Origin of the sequence: Terrimicrobium sacchariphilum, from assembly GCF_001613545.1 — a bacterium.
In the GTDB taxonomy this organism is placed as follows: Bacteria; Verrucomicrobiota; Verrucomicrobiia; order Chthoniobacterales; family Terrimicrobiaceae; genus Terrimicrobium; species Terrimicrobium sacchariphilum.
Map to the genome: position 1 here is coordinate 2,564,549 of NZ_BDCO01000002.1, position 17,016 is coordinate 2,581,564.

A 17,016-nucleotide genomic window follows, 5' to 3' on the forward strand; every position below is an offset into this window, starting at 1 on the left:
GCTATTTGATGGATTGCAGCAGGCGGTCGATGATCGTGTCCGCCGTCTCATTGTCGGCCTCTGCGCGGTAATTGGTGATGAGACGATGACGCAGGACGAGCTTTGCGCTGCGACGGATGTCTTCCTTAGCCACATTAAAACGACCCTCGAGTGCGGCAAATGCCTTGCCTGCGAGAGCGAGATACTGGGAGGCGCGAGGCCCGGCGCCCCACTGGAGGTAGCGCTTTACGAAGTCAGGCGCGGAGTTGTCGGAAGGGCGCGTGGCCTGGACGAGCGACACGGCGTACTCAGCCACCGACTGTACGACAGGGATGCGACGTACCGCATGCTGAAGCGCGATCATTTCATGGCCCGTCCATACAGTCTGGAGGGATGTATCGTTGGTACTGGTGGTCTCCATCAGGATGCGCACCTCGTCGGCTCGGGAGGGATAGTCGATACGAAGATTGAACATGAAGCGGTCGAGTTGGGCTTCGGGTAGGGGGTAGGTGCCTTCCTGCTCGATCGGGTTCTGGGTGGCGAGGACGAAAAAGGGTGTCGGCAGCGCATAGGTCTGGCCGGCTACTGTGACGTGGCGTTCCTGCATCGCTTCGAGCAATGCCGCCTGTGTCTTTGGCGGGGTACGGTTGATTTCATCCGCCAGGAGGAGACTGGCGAAGACGGGACCTGGGACGAAGCGGAAGGCGCGTTTTCCAGGTTCCGTTTCATCGATGATTTCGGTGCCGGTAATATCGCTTGGCATGAGATCCGGAGTGAACTGGATGCGCTGAAAGGGCAGATCGAGGATCTCGGCCAGGCTGCGAACGAGCAGTGTTTTTGCCAGTCCTGGCACGCCGATCATCAGGACATGCCCTTGCACGGCAAGAGCCACGAAGAGATCGCGGATTGTTTCCTCCTGGCCGATGATGCGCTTGCCGAGTTCTTCTGCGAGACGAGCATAACGGGCCGGTACGGTCCGGAGGATATCCACATCGTTGTCCGTGGCATGCTGGGAGGGAGTGAGAGCTGACGTAGTCATATTTAGAAAAACCTAGCGAGCGGCGATGGATGTGGTCCATGTGCGAAGAGCCTTGCGCACCTCCGCGTATTCAGCCGGAGAAATGACAGGCTTCCTGATTTCGACCATTGCGGTGCGTTCGATCGTGTGAGCGTCGATTTGCTTCCACGTTACGGCAAGGTTTTGACCGCCGGCAGAGAGTATCAGCGGGGGGGGCAAGGATTGAGGAGCGCTGTCGGGGTAGGTCAACCTTACGGTCTGCCGGGTTGTGAAGGGCTGGCCATCATTGATCTGGAGCGGTCGGTCTCGCTCGGGGGCGCTGAATCCTTGAAGCCATGGAAAGTCGGGCAGTGGAAGTTTTGAGTCGCTGGACGCAACCCGAGCCTCGACTTTCACGGTTTTCCCCAGTGCGCTGACATTGGAAATCTCTGCGCCGGTAGTATCACTGCCTGGCCATAGAGTTGAGACGGAGGCACACACGACCTGACGTCTCTGGGCGGGAGTGAGTCCGTGGAACCTTTCTCGAAGAGTATATTCTGCTAGCCCCTTGCCGGTTCGTTGAAATGATCCGCTCCAGCCTCCCTCCGTGTTCTGTTCAAGCACCCAGGTGTCGGATAGCAGGCTTGTCTCGGGATTGCCGCCTACGACTTTGAATTCTGCCTTATCCTTGCCGATGACAAATCCTTGGCGGCCTGCATCCCCGGGGGGTACATAGCCATATGGCGTGACGCTGTCGGTTGCATCCAGCCAAAGATCCGGGTTTTTCCCTTCACCGGGTACGTAGCAGATGGCGTGGTTAAACTGCCAGCTCGGCAGACTTACATCCGTGGCGCTCCCGCGATTGAGTAGGACAAAATTCGCTTCGATCCCTGAGGCGCTCAGGAGGGCGATGAGGAGGTTTGCCTTGTCCTTGCAGTCGCCGAAGCGATTGTTCAGCACCTGTGCCGGAGTGCGGGGACGGAAGCCTTGGATGCCGAGTTCGACTGCGACATAACGTAAGGCAGAGACGAACTCGAACAAACGCTGGATCTTTTCCTCCCGAGTCTCGGCTGTCGCTACGAGGCCCCTGGCTGTCTCGCGGACGGTATCGTCGACCGCGTCGGACCCGGCGGCAATACGCCGATACCACACTGCAAACTTTTCCCAGGACGGCAGCGAACTGACACCCAGCCAGGTTACCCATTCGCAGGCAGGTGGATCACCCGGCAGGGACTCGGCGGCCTTTTGGGGGCCGAGCGCCCATCGGAAAATCTTGCGCCCATGATCCACGGATTCCTCCGGGGTTACATCGGAATTTTTGAGTGCAACATGATAGATCTTGTTCTCGGGAACCTTGATCTCGATCTGGGTGGCGAGCGCGGGAATTTTTTGCTGAATCGGAAGAGTCTCGGTGACCTCTGGCAGCGCGGCATTCAGCATCTGGCGGACGCGGTAGCCTATTTCGACGATGCAGCCGGGTTCCACCTTTGGCAGGTAGACCATGGCCATGGCACCGCACACTCCCGAGGTACAATCTGTTGCCGCTGGCAGTTTCGCCGGGTTGAAGACAGTCGCTGAGCCATCGGGATGGATGACCCTCGCGATCTCGAGCTTGCTCGTGACGATCGGCGGTGACTGAGGGAGAAATGCATTGGCCCAATCTGCAATGGCGTCTTCACGCACGAGGTAGACCCGGTGAAATAACTTGCGATCCGTCGTGCGGTCTTCCTCGACGGTCAGGCCTACCATCTGGTCCATCATGATGGCTGAGTGCTCGTCTGGATTGGGAATCGCCTTCGCCTCGGCAATAAGCTTTTTGGTTTCCTCGGTCGCTGGCTGATCCTCCCACAGGGCATTTGGGTCAGTGATCTTGACCTCGATATCGGCGATGTCGGCTGCGGTGGGGGGGAAGTTTCCGGATGTCACTGCGAGTTCCGGTCTGGCGTCAAGATTCACTCCGAAAGGAGGCTCGAGGATTGTGCCGGTTACCGGATCAGCGAGACGGGCGTGCTCGATTTGGGCAAGGCTGGCATTTTTGTACCCTTCTGACACGAGTTGGGAAGCCCGTGCGGCAATCCACGGAAAAGACGCTTTTGGGTTTTCCGATAGAGCTTCGATCCACGCTGCGGGAAAACGGGGTTGTTCAGACTCTGCCTCCATTTTGGTGGCAGAGACCACCGACCGCTGTGAGCTTTGCAGAATGGGTAAAAAGCTGCCGCTGTCGTTCGTTCCGATGAGGATGAACTGTCGCGCCGGAATTGCGTCCAGTGAAGACCTGAGATCGTTTGCCGTCAGCCGAGGACCGCGGATTTGAAAGGCGGGAATACCACCCTGAGAGCGTGCGGAATGACCATAGAGAACCAACCAGAACTCATCGTCAGCCACCTTGGCGTCTGCCAGCGCCTTCAGGATATCCTCGCGGCTGGCCTTGTCGCCAAGCTGGGTGATATTCTCCAAGGGAATGCCTCGTTCGACCAATAGTCGTTTTGTCTCCACTGAGAGGCGGTTGAATTCCTCCGAGTTTGCTGAGGAGCCGGACAATCCGGAAACCACCAGGGCGCGCGATGCTGCGGGGGATGAAGACGGGAGGAAAGTGACGCAAAGCAAGCCGAGCCACGCCACACAGGCGCCGACGCTTTTGAGGGAAGTCACAAAGGGCGTATCTAGGGGAAACACTGCTATAAACCAAGCGATAATCCCCGGAATCTTGCCGCTGGCACCCGGTACTATGGAAACGGCTCTTTGAGCCGAGGGAATAGGCGTTTTTTCGAACTTCGGTGACAATGCCGCCTTGCTGCAAAGGTCTTTGTTTTGCGGGATGTCGTACTAGTACGGTATTCTTGTGGATTGCGAATCAGAGAGCCGGAATTAGTCAATCCGACAGCGTCAGACTTTGCAGCAGGCTATTTGGCTGTTGTCCCTGCTCAGACTGTTTCCCGAAAGGATGGTCGTTTCCGGAATCAACCTCGATCAGGCTCGGAGATCGTTTGCCGAGGATTGACTGGAAAACTTCAAATCGCCGGAGTCGTCGACTTGGCAGGCAAAGGCAAACCCCTGTTGTCCGGAGGCAACTTTGACTTCGAGCAAATTCCAGCCTGCGCGGAGTGGTACGTCGCAGCGGAACTCATGAGGTTCGGGCGTCCATGAGGGGCGAATCTCGCGACTGTGGTCGATGAAGCACTCTCCATTGACACGAAATTGCATCCAATAGTCGCAGCCGAGCAGAAAAATGGCCGGGCGCTCGGTCGCGCTATGCACGAACGTACGGGCGTAGCCGACCTTTCCTTCGAGCGCCGGGGAAATGCTTTCAAAGGAAACGAAGCCTTCGCCCTTATGGTCGGCGTGAGCTGAACCAACTCCGTTTCGGAATTCCACCGGAAAGAGTTCCTTCCATTGAACATCGCGGTTATGCCCGATTTCGGGAGGAAGCGGATGAGCAAGAGCTGGCAGCGCTCCGCCGTTGTTCATGTTGAGTTTTTCCATTTCGATGGAACCAACACCGTTCCAGGCAAGCCAGCTTGGGATGGATACAAAAGAAATATCGCTGTCGCCAATCAGTCGGCGGAGCAGAAGAGATTTACGCTCTGCGTGGCGGGTTTCCACGGCTTGGGGATTGGGGCGGCTGACGAGTTGACGCAGCACCGCGCCGGGAGAGACCAGACATTTGGTGAGAACATCCAGCTCGGTGAAACGTGCCAGCAGGACTTCACCGTCGGTGTCGCGGTTACGATCATAGGTGATGTAGATCGTACCGTCGGGTGCGGTGGTTCCATCCGGATAGCTGACACCTTCGCGCTCATCGAGAACGAGACCACCTTGCCAGGTAACGCCATCGTCGTCGGATAAGTATGCGGTGAGATGGGAGCGACTCTGGGGACGTGTGTCCACGGGCACACCATGCTTTACGAGCAGGATACGGCCCGAGGGAAGACGGCGAATGAAGTGCCGAGAGTTAACGTGGGGCAGCCATGGCTCGCCAGTGGTCCAGGTCGCGCCGCGGTCAAGAGACACGCTTTGCCACATGCCATCCTTGAGCGTACGCACGATCATCCAGAGTGAACCATCTCGCCGTTCCACGATCATCTGCTCCAGGAAATCCACCGCACAGGGGAAAGTGGCTCCCCCGCGTCGTTCCCAAGTGCGGCCTAGATCGCTCGAAACGATAACGTTGCCCAGCCGGTATGGGTCGAGTTCATGAAAACTCTCAAGAAATGGGCTGGATACTTCCGATGTGCTTTCTACCATCGAGCAGTTCATCAGGTCACGAGGCCAGAGCGCGGCGGGAAGCATCCACTCACCGGTTGAGAGCACGGTGGGTTTGTTGAGGGCGAAGCCGTGCCAGAGTCGCTGGGGTTGCGTCCATTGCGGTGAGTCGGCATCGGGGTCGTCGCAACGTGCCGCCCAAATACCCATGCGGCCATCGTAGTACCCCATGGACTGTGAAAAGAAGAGCCAGAGTCGCCCCTGAGGATCGAGCCATGGCACGCCGCTTATTACCGAACGGGCCATCGGAAGACTTTCGTCGTGAGCGTCGATCACCAGGCGAGGGTCAGACCAGCAAATCCCGTCGTCGTCGCTGGTGGCGACTACCAGAAAGGCTTTCTCGTTGTCGCCGCCGCCGATCCATGAGGCCCAAAGGCGACCTCCGTACGTGCGTTCTACTCCGACGGTCATCCCGTAATCGAGCTGATCATATCCGTAACGAGGAAGCGGTGCGAGATTGAGAACCGGCGGAACCAGAGCCTGGTCGGCCAGCGCGAGGATTTCAGGAGACATGAGTATGGGTGGATCGAGGTTGGCCAGACGGGGCGTTACGCTGGCTGGAAGCTGTTCATGACGTCGCGCTGAAGCACGGGAAGTCCCTCGCGGATTTGATGCTCGGTCAGCTCCACATGGAGAATATCGCCCGAGACGTTCCGTGCGTGGTCGTAGATCAAGTGGATTGTGCCGTCGGCGGCCTGCGTAAAATTCGGGTAGGAGACGTGTTCACGCTCGTCGATGAGAAAGCCGCCATGCCAGGCCTGCCTCGCCCCATAACAGCAGGCCCAAAGCGTACCGCCATGGAGCCACTCGATGCCGGGAATGCCTTGAAAATCACGTTCGGCGAAACCAGCGGGTGGATGCCTGTGGAGGGTATTGGCCGGTGTGAGCGAGAGCTTCTCCGTTGGTGATACCATGGTCTATTTGGAGAGCTGGGCCAGTCCGTCCGCATTGATGGCGACACGGAAGCCGATGTAAATGTAGCCGCCGAAGCCGGGGCTGTTGTATTCCCGGTCCCGAACGCGCTGCGAGTGGTTGTAGTAACCCCACGAGCCGCCGCGGATCGCGCGATATGGCGAGGTCTGCGTACTGAGCGGATCGGTGGCATCTCCCGGGGTGTAATCGCGGAAGGTATCGTTGCACCACTCGGAGACGTTGCCAGCGAGATCCATCACCCCATCGCGCGAGGCGCCCTCCGGGAAATCGCCGACGACCTCGACGCCTCCGCCGACCGAGGCCGTACGCTTGGGAGACATGCTCATGCTCGCGTCGAGCTGGAAATTTCCGAGGTTGTGCGTTGGGGGTTCGTTGCCCCACGGATAGGTGCGATTTTCACCGCGACCGCTGGCGGCGTATTCCCACTCGGCCTCCGTGGGCAGGCGGAAACCGTTGGCTCCGGGAACAGGCTGCCAGGTCTTTTCGTCATAGAATGGGACAAGGCCATTTTCCCGCGAGAGGAAGTTGCAGTAACCGGCCGCTTGCGTCCATGAGACGTAAATCACGGGTTCGCGGTCGCGCCATGAGAACCCATCGCGGAGACTGTGATGGGCGGGCAGGAAGCGCTCGAATTCCGCGTTGGTGACTTCAAATTTTCCGAGTGCGAAGGGGGAGACCTTTATGCGGCGAGCCGGAGATTCGTCTAGGGAGCCACCGGGCCCGCCCATCATGAACTCACCACCAGGGATGGCGACCAGCTCGGGATGCCTGGCTTCAGGCGCGGGTGAGGATTTCGCTATCTCGATGGGGATGAGCTCGAGACTGTGCAGCGTCGCTTCACCGAAATCGTTATAGTCAGCGCCGGCAAGCTTTGCGTCATCGGAATGATCGCTGCTGATAGTGAAGCGAGTATTGGCGTCCCAGGTCGACCAGAAGAACGAGATGGTGCGGTATTCCCCTCCAGTGGGCGGTAGGGTGAGCGGGAAATATTGCGGGAACTCTCCTTCTGCACCCGGTGCGCCATTGGCATAGAGAGTCAGACGGGCTTCGGTTGACCCGGAGTTGCGATAGGTGAGGCGAAAGTTATATGGCGCATCGCCGAGAGACTTTGTCGCGATCACGAGAGGTTCACTGCCGGGTTTCAGCGTCTTGTCGTCGAGGGCAAAGGAGTGTGTCGGTTTCCCGGCGACGGCCCCGCTCATCCACGTGCGGTTGGCGAGATGATAGGCCTGCACACTGTTTTGCTGGGTGGCTGTGGCCTCGGAGACGATCTCCTTGCGTCCCGCGACGTCGATCAGCATGTCTTTATTTCGCAGCAGGCGGAATTGCGGCGTAAAGCCGGGCCGCAGCGGCGCCTCCGCATGGACTACACCGGCGGCGAGCGGAAAGCGGTCCACCTGGTCGCCCTGTGCAATCTCAAGCGTACCAGGAGCGGTCAGGAATGCGGTGACGTAGACCATGTCACGGACATCATCGTGGATCTGATCGTAGGGGTAGCGGGTGAAGCGAATGTCATCCCACTTCTTTTCCTTTTCGTCCCAGATCTTCGTAAGCTCGCGGCTGCGGTTCCGATATGCGAAATAGATTTTATCCTGGGTGATCGCAGGACGCACACCCTTCTTAAACCATTCGGCATAGTAAGCGGTAACATCGAGGAAGCTTTCGTCGCGATTGAAGTAGCGCTTGTCGGTGGGTTGCGTTTTTCCGCCAGCGCGCCATCGATAAGGCGTTAGGATTGAGTCTTCGTTATAGTCGTTCCAGGTAACAATCTCGACATAGTCAGCGCTGTCGCGGATCAGTCCTTCCCACATGGCGATGTAACCTCTCATCCCTGCAAAGTCGCGCAGATTGGGACTGTTGTAGGCCGGGCACGCACCTGCTATGTAAAGTTTGTCTCGAAAGAGCGTCACTCGGCGGCCGAGCGAGTTGACCTCGACGAGATCGGATACCGAGCCGTCGCAGGTGAAGCGAAAGAGTCCGTCGAGAGGGCCTCCCTCCGGGAGAAGCTTGAGGGCACTCTCGTAACTCCAGGTCACCGGATAAGGAGCCCCCAGCGAAGCCGCGGGAACGAGCACGATGTCTCGGCCGGAGGCGCGGAGCTTTTCTTTGGCTCCAGCATATTGATCGAGCCGCCCGGAGTACCCTGAGAGAAACTGCTTTCCGCCATGGTAAAACTGGTTGGGGTGGTCGGCGTAACGATTGACCATATCGCTGAGGTTCAGGTCCGTATGCTCGCTAATGGCCTTGCCTGCAAAATCCGGCGAGAAGAACAGTTTGAAATCGGGGCTGGTTTCCTTGGCCGCCTGATAAAGGAAATCCGCGTTACGCACATAAATGCTGTCCTGGATGGAGCCATCAGGAAGCGGTTTCTTCCATTCGCCGCAATTGAGAGCGAAGCCGTCGATGCCGTAGCGGCGCGCCAGCTGGATTTCGCGTTGATAGAACTCCGGCGTGGCGGAGAAACACGTCATGTAGTGGGCAAAGACGCGGGGTGTTTCCCCGGCGACGAGAGCCAGTGTTGCGCCCAGGTAAAGCGCTGCTGTGGCGAGAGTCCTAGTCATTAAGCGTCTCCAGTTTTACCCGTAGGTTTTCCACCATTGCAAACGGGCTGTCCGAGCGGGGGTTTGCGTCAGCGACCAGATAAAGGAAGTCGCCTTTTTTGACCTCGATGGTTCCGGAGGCGATCTGCGCGGTGCTGCCAGCGGGAATCGATTCCGTATGGAGTGGGGCGGATTCCTCGTTGCGGCTCAATTCCAGAATGAGCGGATCCGCGCCGTTAACCTCCGCGACATCCAGCGAGACGCTGACTTTTCCGTCCACCGGGCTTTTCCAGCCGACAATCACCGCCGCGTTGGCGCGTGGCCGCATGATCATTTGCCAACGGCCATCGGAGGCTTGGCGGTGGGCGATCCAGCCATGAAGATATTTGTAGGGTATCCCCTCGGGATCCTGAGGAGGAGAGAGGTGGGCCATCTTTCCCGCATAGGGAACATCCTGCCAGCTGGAGGGCATGCGTGTGTAATGGCCGTCGTGGGCGATCTTTCCAGCGTCGCCGTGTTTGTAGAAATAGAACCACACGTCACGCTCGTGAGAGTCGCGGTCCGGGTTGAAGCTGAGGCTGTTTTCTGTGATCGAGGACATGTCCCAGACATAACCAGGCTCGTAGGGACGTTCCGCGGTGAGGGGATTTGTCCGATCCTGCCACTCTTCCAGGTTGGTTCGTCCGTCGCCGTCGGGATCGTCGCCGGGCTGGGCCGCCGTGGCGGTGGAAAGGTCGGGGAATTTTCCGAAATAATACATCTCAAACCAGTTGGGCAGCCCATCTCCATCGATGTCTCCGTATTCGCTGTAGAGCAGGGGAGGCGTATCGCCAAAATCCGTGCGCCACTCGTCCAGGAAGTTGCTGGAAAAGCAGACCATCGAATTGTCTTCACGGAAAGGATGGTCGGTGACTTTTTCCGGGGCTGTCACGGAAAGAACATCCTGACCATCGCGGGAAAGTGTGGCGGAAACTTCGCCTGTCTGAAGTGGAACCTGCCGTACGGAAAGTCCAGCCGGAGCTTCGTAGGTCAGATTATAGCCAGGGACGGTGATGCGGCCGGGGCTCGTCAGGATGCTCGCAATCTCCAGCACGCCATCCACCCTTCGGCGAGTGTGGAAGGGAAAGGCTTCGGCTCCGTTGATTGACCGTCGGAAGATCAGGTGAAGCTGATCTTTGTCCACCTGGGGTTCGCGTCCCTGTTTCCACCAATCCGAGAGATAGCGATTGAGGCTGAGGATCGTGTAGTTGGTGCTGTAACCGGGTGCCAGCACGGTGTCTTCGCCGTAGTCGTTCCAGGTGACGAACTGCAGGAGCGTGGCATCGGTGTCGCGGGCTTTTTTCCAAGCCTTGCGCAATTTGTCGGTGCCGGGTTCCACGATGAGACTCCCAGCTTTATTATTATATTGGAAGAAGAGGGGTTGGCTCCATTCAGCCCCGCCGGATTTGATAGCGGCGATCGTGGCTTCGTCGTCATCCCAGCCATTGCCCAGGAATCCGCCGACCGCCCCGAACTCCTTGCCCGCCCACGCTGCAGCTTGCTGGCGAATTTCCGGAGGCTTCGAACCAAGATTATCGAAGCAGAAATGGAAGAAGAGGGGTTGGCCGACATTCTTCTCCACTTGATGGTAAGCCTCCGCCACGCGAGCCCATTTTTCTGGAGTCTCCGGCAAAGCGCGAAAAGCGGGATCAAAGATAATTCCATTGGAACCATAGCCGAAAATCAGCGGCTTGCCATCGCGTCGGGCGAGGTGAGGGCTTTGGCCGTGGCGCTCGAGCAGCCATCGAATTGTTTCCGTGTACGTGTCGATGTGATTGCCGGTATCGCGTTTTTCGTGGCAGGCGGGATCGAGACAGACGGTGAGTGCAAAAGGTTTCCCAATCCTCTCGGCCGCCGCGAAGAGTTCATCCAGCACAGCCTTGGCTTGATCTCGACCTGCCCAGGCATCGACGGCGAACCCGTCAATACCACCGCGGATCGCGCGGCGAATTTCCAGCTCCGCGTCCTGTGCCGGAGTCAGCCTGCGATTTTGCGGAACCAGCGGCCAGTTCACGATGCGGCCTCCATTGGCCGCGAGAAAGTTCGCGCTGTCGTGCTTCATCTCCGTCGCCTGATTTTGCCAATGAGTCTCGGTCGGCCCATATCCGGTGGGATAGCAGCCCATGTAGTGGGCGAAGATGGTTTTTGGAGGTTCTTCCGCGCCCACGGAAGAGCACGATATGGCCGCGAGAGCCAAGGCGAGAACGAACGGAAAAATACGGGGTCTCAACGGGAACAACTTCATGGAGGAAGGGCTGAAGATTTTCAGGCGAGCGCCGGCTCGCAGGAGTCTCGACGTGCTGTCGCAGGACTATTGATTCGGTAGCTTTGCGGAGCGAGATCTTGCCACGCAAACTCGGAGCGATTGACGAGCACCTCGGTGCCATCGGAATAGCGGGTGCACGAGACGCCCTCGCCTGGTTCCCAGCGGCCTTCGATGGTGAGCGGATTGAGGGTGGCAGCAAGGTTGTCTCGGCCGAAGTACTGCGCATAAATGGCGGAAAGATCTGCCGCCACCGATTGATAGGCCGGAATACCGAAAGACTTGGAAGGAGTCATGCAGACCTCCCATGTCGGAACGAATCCCCAGTCGAGCCAGAAGAGCGGATCGGTCCTGAGCTCTCCCGCGCCCTCGCCGCAGTTGATGCTTCCGTGCAGGACGATGCTCAGCAGCGGAATCGTGCGGTCGAGGAAGTACTGCCCCACCGCGGAGGCGCGATGCCACGGCCCTGGGTGCGAGTAGCTGTGAAAGTACCCGTCAACCGCCTCGAAATAGGGGCCGAAAGGCATCTCAGTGGAGACACTGCCCATCTCGGCTTGAATGAAATGAAACATCCGACGCACCTCTGCGGCAAAATCCGACCGATGCGGGAGCGGGTGGTCCTCCGAGTAGCAGGTCATGAAGCTGCCGATCGCGTCCACGTGATGATGGCCGTAAATGCCTAGTTGTCTTAGGCGGGGGACATCGCGTTTGGTGTGTTTATCGACGAAGACTCCGGGACAGGTCTTGTGGACCTGCCCACCGCTCCAAATCACGCCCTGCCAGAGCTCACCAGTCCGGTTTCGTATGACATCCGCCGGATCAAACTCCGGCGAGCATTCATAGCTTTCGCCATAGGAATCATGCACGCCCAGGAGGATATCGTTCTCGGCACACCAGCAGATCAGCTGCCGGAAGGCCTCTTCGCCGCCGAGACGTTCGTCCACCGGGAAGCGGGTTGGCGGCATCCCGTCATGTCCATCCACGCCCCAGCCGACCAGCATCACCGCGAGATTGCGAATGCCGCGCTGCAAGCAATCCTCCAGGATCGCGCGTGCCTCGGCAAACGTGCAGGTGGCGTGGTAGCGGCCATGGCCGTCGGCTTGCGGCTCTTTGTAAGCCATGAAAATCTTCAGGAAAAACCGGTCCCGGTAGTCGAGGACCACGGGGCGTGTCTCTGCTTTCTCCTTCCAGGAAAGCAACCCACGCTCACGGCGGAGAAAGTCGCGGTAAGAGGTTCCGCAGAAAGCGTATCCTTCACCCTCAGCCGCGTCCTCAGGCGCGGAGAGGTAGAGTATCTCGCGCGGTCCAGGGATTCGTTCATCCTCCTGCTGCCACCGGTACACAAAGCAGGGATGAATGCTGTTCGTCCGGGCCTGCTCCCAATGCACGCGGCAAATCAGCTCGGCGTCGTAGTCTCCGGCTGCCACGATTCCACAAAGGGTGCCCTGGGCACGTGTAATCCCGAAGAGCCCCATATTGCAGTTGTATTCCCACTGGTCGTTGCTGCTGTAGATCGTCTGACGAACTTCACGCGGGTACGACTTGTCGTAGAACGTCTGGCAGCCCGACCAGTTGGGCAGGGTGAGGTAGCCCTTTTCTCCCGTGATTGCGGCCCCAAACTCCGGCAGTACTTCGATGCGGAGGATCCGGTAAAGGCTTGAATGATTTTCCACCACGCCATCGTCCGCGATGCGGAAGCTGAACCCCGTTTTGCTGCGGCGGATTTCAAAGTCGATCGCGATTTGAATATTAGGAAAGTCTGCCCTTGCTCGAATGACTCCGTCGCTGGACGACACCCTTCTGAGAAATCCTTGCGCCGAAAGGGAAGGCGTTCCGGCTGTGCCAAATGCCTGACCATCGCCGGATGGTGCGGCCACCAACTGGGCGCGCGGATGCTGCCGATCGTAGTAGTGGAGAATGAGGAGCGGACCACTCGTCGTCCAGAGAGCTCCGGTCGGGGTCGTCAACCGAAAATGGCCGGAGGCGTCCAGAGACAAGTCAGGAAGAGATGCGAGTTCAGTCATGGTGTTGTGGCGCGAGAGATTATTGCTGAAAGCGGGGATCCCAGTACTTCGTGGACGCAATGTCGGGATGCGTGGTCGGCGTGATGCGGACGACGGCGCCATTGGCCAGCAGGGCATTTGCTCCGCCACTATGGACCTTGGCGATAAAGCTGTTCTTGGAGTTCCAGTCGGCCGCCTGGCTCGGGTAGCCGGCCTGGGACGACGAGGTGGAGTCGATCAGGTAGATCGCACTCGAATTCGTGATGACACTCGGCCGGATCCGGTCACCGGCGCCGGGAATGACGTCGGGCTTGCCGCCATTGTTACCCCAGTAGGTGGTGGTGGTGTAGTTCGATCGCCAGGGAAACGGCGCAGAGGTCCATTGATACCTGGAGCCCGGGTTGGTCTTGTTGGCCGGGCAGATCAGCGCGTCGGCGACCATGCAGGGATAGCCGTCCCGATCCACCGTGCGATAAGGGAGGTACTTTTGAGTTAGCAGAGAATAGAACCAAGGGTGCGAGCCATAGGCCGAGGGATTGTTGACATCCTCACGGTTGAAGGACGGCCAGAAACCGTACTCCCCCACATAGATCGCGCTGGCATTGGCAATTGTATGGAGGTTGCCAATGCATTTAGCCTCCGCCGCGCGCTGTTGGATGCGTGGCAGAGTCGCAAAAAGCAAAGCCGCCAAGGTGCCAGCGATGCTTATGCTGATCAGGAGCTCAACCAAGGTGAAGCCGGATTGTTTTTGAGGGGGGAGAGGCTGAAGCATCGGGATGAGTCAGGGTTTTGCCAGTTCAGCGATCTCTTCGGGTTCTAGCGCCCTGTTGAAGAGCTGAAGCCCGCGGAGAGAGCCGTTGAGAGGCATGTGACCATTGGGATTCGCACCGATGATGATAGGCTTGTCCCCGCTTTCCAGGGGGCCTCCGCCGGTGTACGGGACGGTTGCCTTTACCGGGTTGCCATCGATGTAAAAAGCGAGCCCGCCTGGATCGGCGTTTTTCCAGACCATGGCGACATGATGCCATTCCCCGGCGGAGATTGTTTCCTCGGTGATTCGCTGGCTGCCACCGGTCCCGGCCTTTTTCCAGTCAAACCGGAGGCTGCCCGCCGTATTTAGTGAAAAGATCCAGCTCGCATACGTGTCATCAATGCCCTTCCAGACGATCGGCTGCTTGTCATCGGGATGTTGGTCCGGGCCATTCCATTTCACCCATGCCGCGACCGTGAGTGTATCGTCTGCTCCGCCGAGCCGGAGTTGTCCAGAGCTGTCCGGGAGCTCCAGTGAGGGCCCCCGGGAACCATTGGGATACGGATCAAACTTTGCCGACCAGATGTTCTTGTCATCTGGTTCGATTTGAACAGTCGTCGGTCCCTTGTAGGCAGGATTTTGCTCCGCCTCTCCTCCGACCGAGCCCGTATTGGCGAATGATCCGTCGGTGAAATCGAGCCGGTAGAGGGGGCCAGACTCATCGGCTATGGCTGGCACGATGGCGGCGGCAAGGAGCGAAAGAACGGCAATTTTTGTGTGATTCATAAGAACTGGGGGGATGAATTTAGCGCCGCTTGCGCCGGAGTATACTAATAAGGAAGAAACTCCCACCCACGATCAACCAGATGGATGCCGGTTCGGGAACCGCCTGGAGTCCCAGGGCGCTGGAGGATGTTCCTGCCAGCCACATGTAGTACTCACCGTTGGAAGCCTTCCAGGTATCCCCGAGTGAATGGCCGGTCACGTCGAAATTTGTCGAGTAGTTCCATGTCAGGCTCCCTACCGTCTGGGAACCCATGGTGTCGTAAGCGGTGAACAGGCTGTTCATTATGCCTGCGTTGTACCCATTCAGTAGAGTGGGGGCCGTGTTGATTGATTTGATCTTGGCGGATGTGAGAACGGTATCCCACATGGCAAAATCGTCCATGTTTCCGTTCAGGGAGCGCCCCCCGTCCACGGACCCTAGCGAGATGGCCTGCGTGGTCGTATTGAGGGTGACATTTCCAAGAGTGCCGGAGTACACGGAGCTTCCATTGACATACATGTTCAATGGGCTGGTGGTGGAGAGATCCAGCGTGATTGCCACGTTTAGCCACGTTCCGGTCGAGACAGCTCCGCCCGAGCTGGAACGACTGAGAAAGGTGCTGGAGGAGGTGTTGTAGAGAAACCGGAGGGTTCCATCGTTTGTCACGTACAGAGACCAGCCCACGTTATTGGAGGCGTTCATGGCATTGACTACCCCAGACAGTGCCGATCCGTTGAACGATCCGTCCCAAAGGATCCAGGTGCTGATCGACATCTTGCTGCCTGTGGTGTTCATGCGAAACTGGGTCGTGCTATTAGGCAGCACGACAGATCCGGTTGCCGTACTGGTAGGCGTCTGCCAATCTTCCGAATACTTGCTGCCGATATTGGGCGCTACCGAGGTTGAACTGGCCGTGGGTGCCGGAGTTCCACTGATGGTCGCTGTCCCTCCCAGGTTGCCATAATTAGCCAGGCTGGCATTCGTCCCATCATCAAAGGGGATATAATAAACGAGAGCTGATTGAAGCGGGTGCCCGGCAAGGACGAGCATCAAGGCAAGCAGGGGAAGTGCCCGAAGGGCGGGATAACGTGATTTCATGGTCTTCTCGTGGGTCTGGGGTTGGATGTTGGATGCGTCTGAGGTGGCTTCTGTTGGGAAGATACGTTTCGGGCGCTGCTTGAGTGAACAATAGGTGCTCAGAGCTTGCAAATTGTCTGGTGCTTATAACAATAAGCATATGGCAAATCAGCTCACTATCGCCCGACAGCTGGGAGTTACCCAGGCAACCGTGTCGATGGCGCTCAGGAACCACCCCCGTGTTTCCCTGAAAATGCGAGAACGGGTGCAGCAGATGGCCCGTGAGCTGGATTATCGCCCCAACCCGTACGTGACCTCCTTAATGACCACCATACGGGAGGGGCGCAGTCCACAAGACTTCGGCTGTATCGCCATTTTGGTTGATGAGGTTTCCGAGCATGCCTGGCTGGACTGGCATCGAGAAACCTATTCGGCGAACTATGAGGGGTATCGCAAGGAGGCAAATCAGCATGGATATCATGTGGAATGTTTTTGCCTGCGAGCTCCGGATTCCTCACCGGAGCTGGTCGACAGACGTTTGCGGGCGAGGGGGATTCAAGGCATCATTCTGGCGGCGCCGCGCCTTTCCCACAGGTGGCCCGAGTTGAATTTTCGGTGGGAAAATTATGCGGCTGTCGCTGTGAGCCACACTTGGAGGCAACCGGCGGTGAACCGGGTTTCCACCTATCACACCCAGAGCATGGTTATGTGCTATCAATCCATGCTCGCGCGCGGCTGTCGGCGGATCGGATTCTGTCAGCCGACTCTTTCTCATATTCACGAGATTCCGTCATTATGGATGGCTGGATATCTGATGTCGCAATGGGAGTTTTCGGATTTGCCAAAATTGGAGCCTTTTGTGGGAACCGTGCATGACACTTCCGAGGAGGAATTTCGACGATGGTTCAAACGGTGGAAGCCCGACGCACTGATCACCGCAATCGGAGATGAAGCTCCACGCCTGGCCGCGATGGGAGTCCCATGCCACCGGCAGGATGGAAGAGGAGTGCAAATCTCCTGTCTAAACCGGTCCCGGGATTCCCAGTTCCCTGGAATTGATGAAAGCCATGAAACCTTGGGACGCAAAGCGAGTGAGGTCGTTATCAATCAGCTCATGCGCAACAAAGTCGGATTCCCGGAACATCCTACCGAAGTCCTCGTTCCCGGAAAATGGATCGATATTCCGACTCCAAGCCTGGCTCTCAGCAGTCGATGAGTGGCCTTCCTGAACGGAAGGAGGGGATGGGGAAAATAGAAAACCATTGCGGATGATCTACGCTCCGAATTGGCTGGGGTACCAGCCCTTGCAGGCGTGGCCCCTGATTGTCGCTGCGCGGTCCCGATTCCTTGAAGAGAAAATTGTATCCCTGCTTAAGTCTGGCAATCCGGGAACCCTGATAAATAC

The 17,016-nt window shown here is 58.0% G+C and carries 11 protein-coding genes; 1 reads left to right on the top strand and 10 read right to left on the bottom strand.

Going from position 1 to position 17,016, the window contains the following annotated elements; all coding sequences use genetic code 11:
- Position 1: 1 nt before the first annotated feature.
- From TSACC_RS11975 to TSACC_RS12020, 10 genes are all read right to left on the bottom strand, one after another.
- Entirely contained in the window at positions 2 to 1,018 is a 1,017-nt protein-coding gene (locus TSACC_RS11975; protein ID WP_084400421.1) for an AAA family ATPase, read from the bottom strand.
- 12 nt (positions 1,019 to 1,030) lie between these two features.
- Positions 1,031 to 3,628: a DUF3857 domain-containing protein gene (locus TSACC_RS11980; protein ID WP_153811405.1), complete on the bottom strand. Its 2,598-nt coding sequence runs from the start codon at positions 3,626 to 3,628 to the stop codon at positions 1,031 to 1,033.
- A 318-nt stretch (positions 3,629 to 3,946) separates the two neighbouring features.
- Positions 3,947 to 5,752, bottom strand: a complete 1,806-nt coding sequence (locus TSACC_RS11985) for a sialidase family protein (protein ID WP_075079511.1) — start codon at positions 5,750 to 5,752, stop codon at positions 3,947 to 3,949.
- A 35-nt stretch (positions 5,753 to 5,787) separates the two neighbouring features.
- On the bottom strand, positions 5,788 to 6,153 hold the full coding sequence (locus tag TSACC_RS11990) for a sialidase family protein (RefSeq protein WP_075079512.1): 366 nt from the start codon (positions 6,151 to 6,153) through the stop codon (positions 5,788 to 5,790).
- A 3-nt stretch (positions 6,154 to 6,156) separates the two neighbouring features.
- On the bottom strand, positions 6,157 to 8,733 hold the full coding sequence (locus TSACC_RS11995) for an endo-1,3-alpha-glucanase family glycosylhydrolase (RefSeq protein ID WP_075079513.1): 2,577 nt from the start codon (positions 8,731 to 8,733) through the stop codon (positions 6,157 to 6,159).
- Positions 8,726 to 10,996 (bottom strand): endo-1,3-alpha-glucanase family glycosylhydrolase, encoded by a 2,271-nt coding sequence (locus TSACC_RS12000; protein WP_075079514.1) that lies wholly within the window; start codon positions 10,994 to 10,996, stop codon positions 8,726 to 8,728. Before TSACC_RS12000 ends, TSACC_RS11995 begins: the two co-directional genes overlap by 8 nt.
- Before the next feature lie 20 nt (positions 10,997 to 11,016).
- Positions 11,017 to 13,038 carry a DUF5696 domain-containing protein gene (locus TSACC_RS12005; protein ID WP_075079515.1) on the bottom strand — a complete coding sequence of 674 codons (2,022 nt, stop codon included), beginning with the start codon at positions 13,036 to 13,038 and terminating at the stop codon, positions 11,017 to 11,019.
- A 19-nt stretch (positions 13,039 to 13,057) separates the two neighbouring features.
- On the bottom strand, positions 13,058 to 13,789 hold the full coding sequence (locus TSACC_RS12010; protein WP_075079516.1) for a type II secretion system protein: 732 nt from the start codon (positions 13,787 to 13,789) through the stop codon (positions 13,058 to 13,060).
- Between the two features lie 9 nt (positions 13,790 to 13,798).
- Positions 13,799 to 14,554 (bottom strand): LamG domain-containing protein, encoded by a 756-nt coding sequence (locus TSACC_RS12015; protein WP_075079517.1) that lies wholly within the window; start codon positions 14,552 to 14,554, stop codon positions 13,799 to 13,801.
- 19 nt (positions 14,555 to 14,573) lie between these two features.
- A complete protein-coding gene (locus TSACC_RS12020; RefSeq protein ID WP_075079518.1) occupies positions 14,574 to 15,632 on the bottom strand; it encodes a LamG domain-containing protein in 1,059 nt (352 codons plus the stop codon).
- Positions 15,633 to 15,771: 139 nt separating this feature from the next.
- Here TSACC_RS12020 and TSACC_RS12025 point away from each other — a divergent pair, with 139 nt between their 5' ends.
- Positions 15,772 to 16,827 (top strand): LacI family DNA-binding transcriptional regulator, encoded by a 1,056-nt coding sequence (locus TSACC_RS12025; protein ID WP_075079519.1) that lies wholly within the window; start codon positions 15,772 to 15,774, stop codon positions 16,825 to 16,827.
- The last annotated feature ends 189 nt before the right edge of the window (positions 16,828 to 17,016 follow it).

Excerpts from the sequence above, each read along its gene's own strand:
- TSACC_RS11975 (WP_084400421.1), bottom strand. The coding sequence starts at position 1,018 with ATGACTACGTCAGCTCTCACTCCCTCCCAGCATGCCACGGACAACGAT.
- TSACC_RS11985 (WP_075079511.1), bottom strand. The coding sequence starts at position 5,752 with ATGTCTCCTGAAATCCTCGCGCTGGCCGACCAGGCTCTGGTTCCGCCG.
- TSACC_RS11990 (WP_075079512.1), bottom strand. The coding sequence starts at position 6,153 with ATGGTATCACCAACGGAGAAGCTCTCGCTCACACCGGCCAATACCCTC.
- TSACC_RS11995 (WP_075079513.1), bottom strand. The coding sequence starts at position 8,733 with ATGACTAGGACTCTCGCCACAGCAGCGCTTTACCTGGGCGCAACACTG.
- TSACC_RS12000 (WP_075079514.1), bottom strand. The coding sequence starts at position 10,996 with ATGAAGTTGTTCCCGTTGAGACCCCGTATTTTTCCGTTCGTTCTCGCC.
- TSACC_RS12005 (WP_075079515.1), bottom strand. The coding sequence starts at position 13,038 with ATGACTGAACTCGCATCTCTTCCTGACTTGTCTCTGGACGCCTCCGGC.
- TSACC_RS12010 (WP_075079516.1), bottom strand. The coding sequence starts at position 13,789 with ATGCTTCAGCCTCTCCCCCCTCAAAAACAATCCGGCTTCACCTTGGTT.
- TSACC_RS12015 (WP_075079517.1), bottom strand. The coding sequence starts at position 14,554 with ATGAATCACACAAAAATTGCCGTTCTTTCGCTCCTTGCCGCCGCCATC.
- TSACC_RS12020 (WP_075079518.1), bottom strand. The coding sequence starts at position 15,632 with ATGAAATCACGTTATCCCGCCCTTCGGGCACTTCCCCTGCTTGCCTTG.
- TSACC_RS12025 (WP_075079519.1), top strand. The coding sequence starts at position 15,772 with ATGGCAAATCAGCTCACTATCGCCCGACAGCTGGGAGTTACCCAGGCA.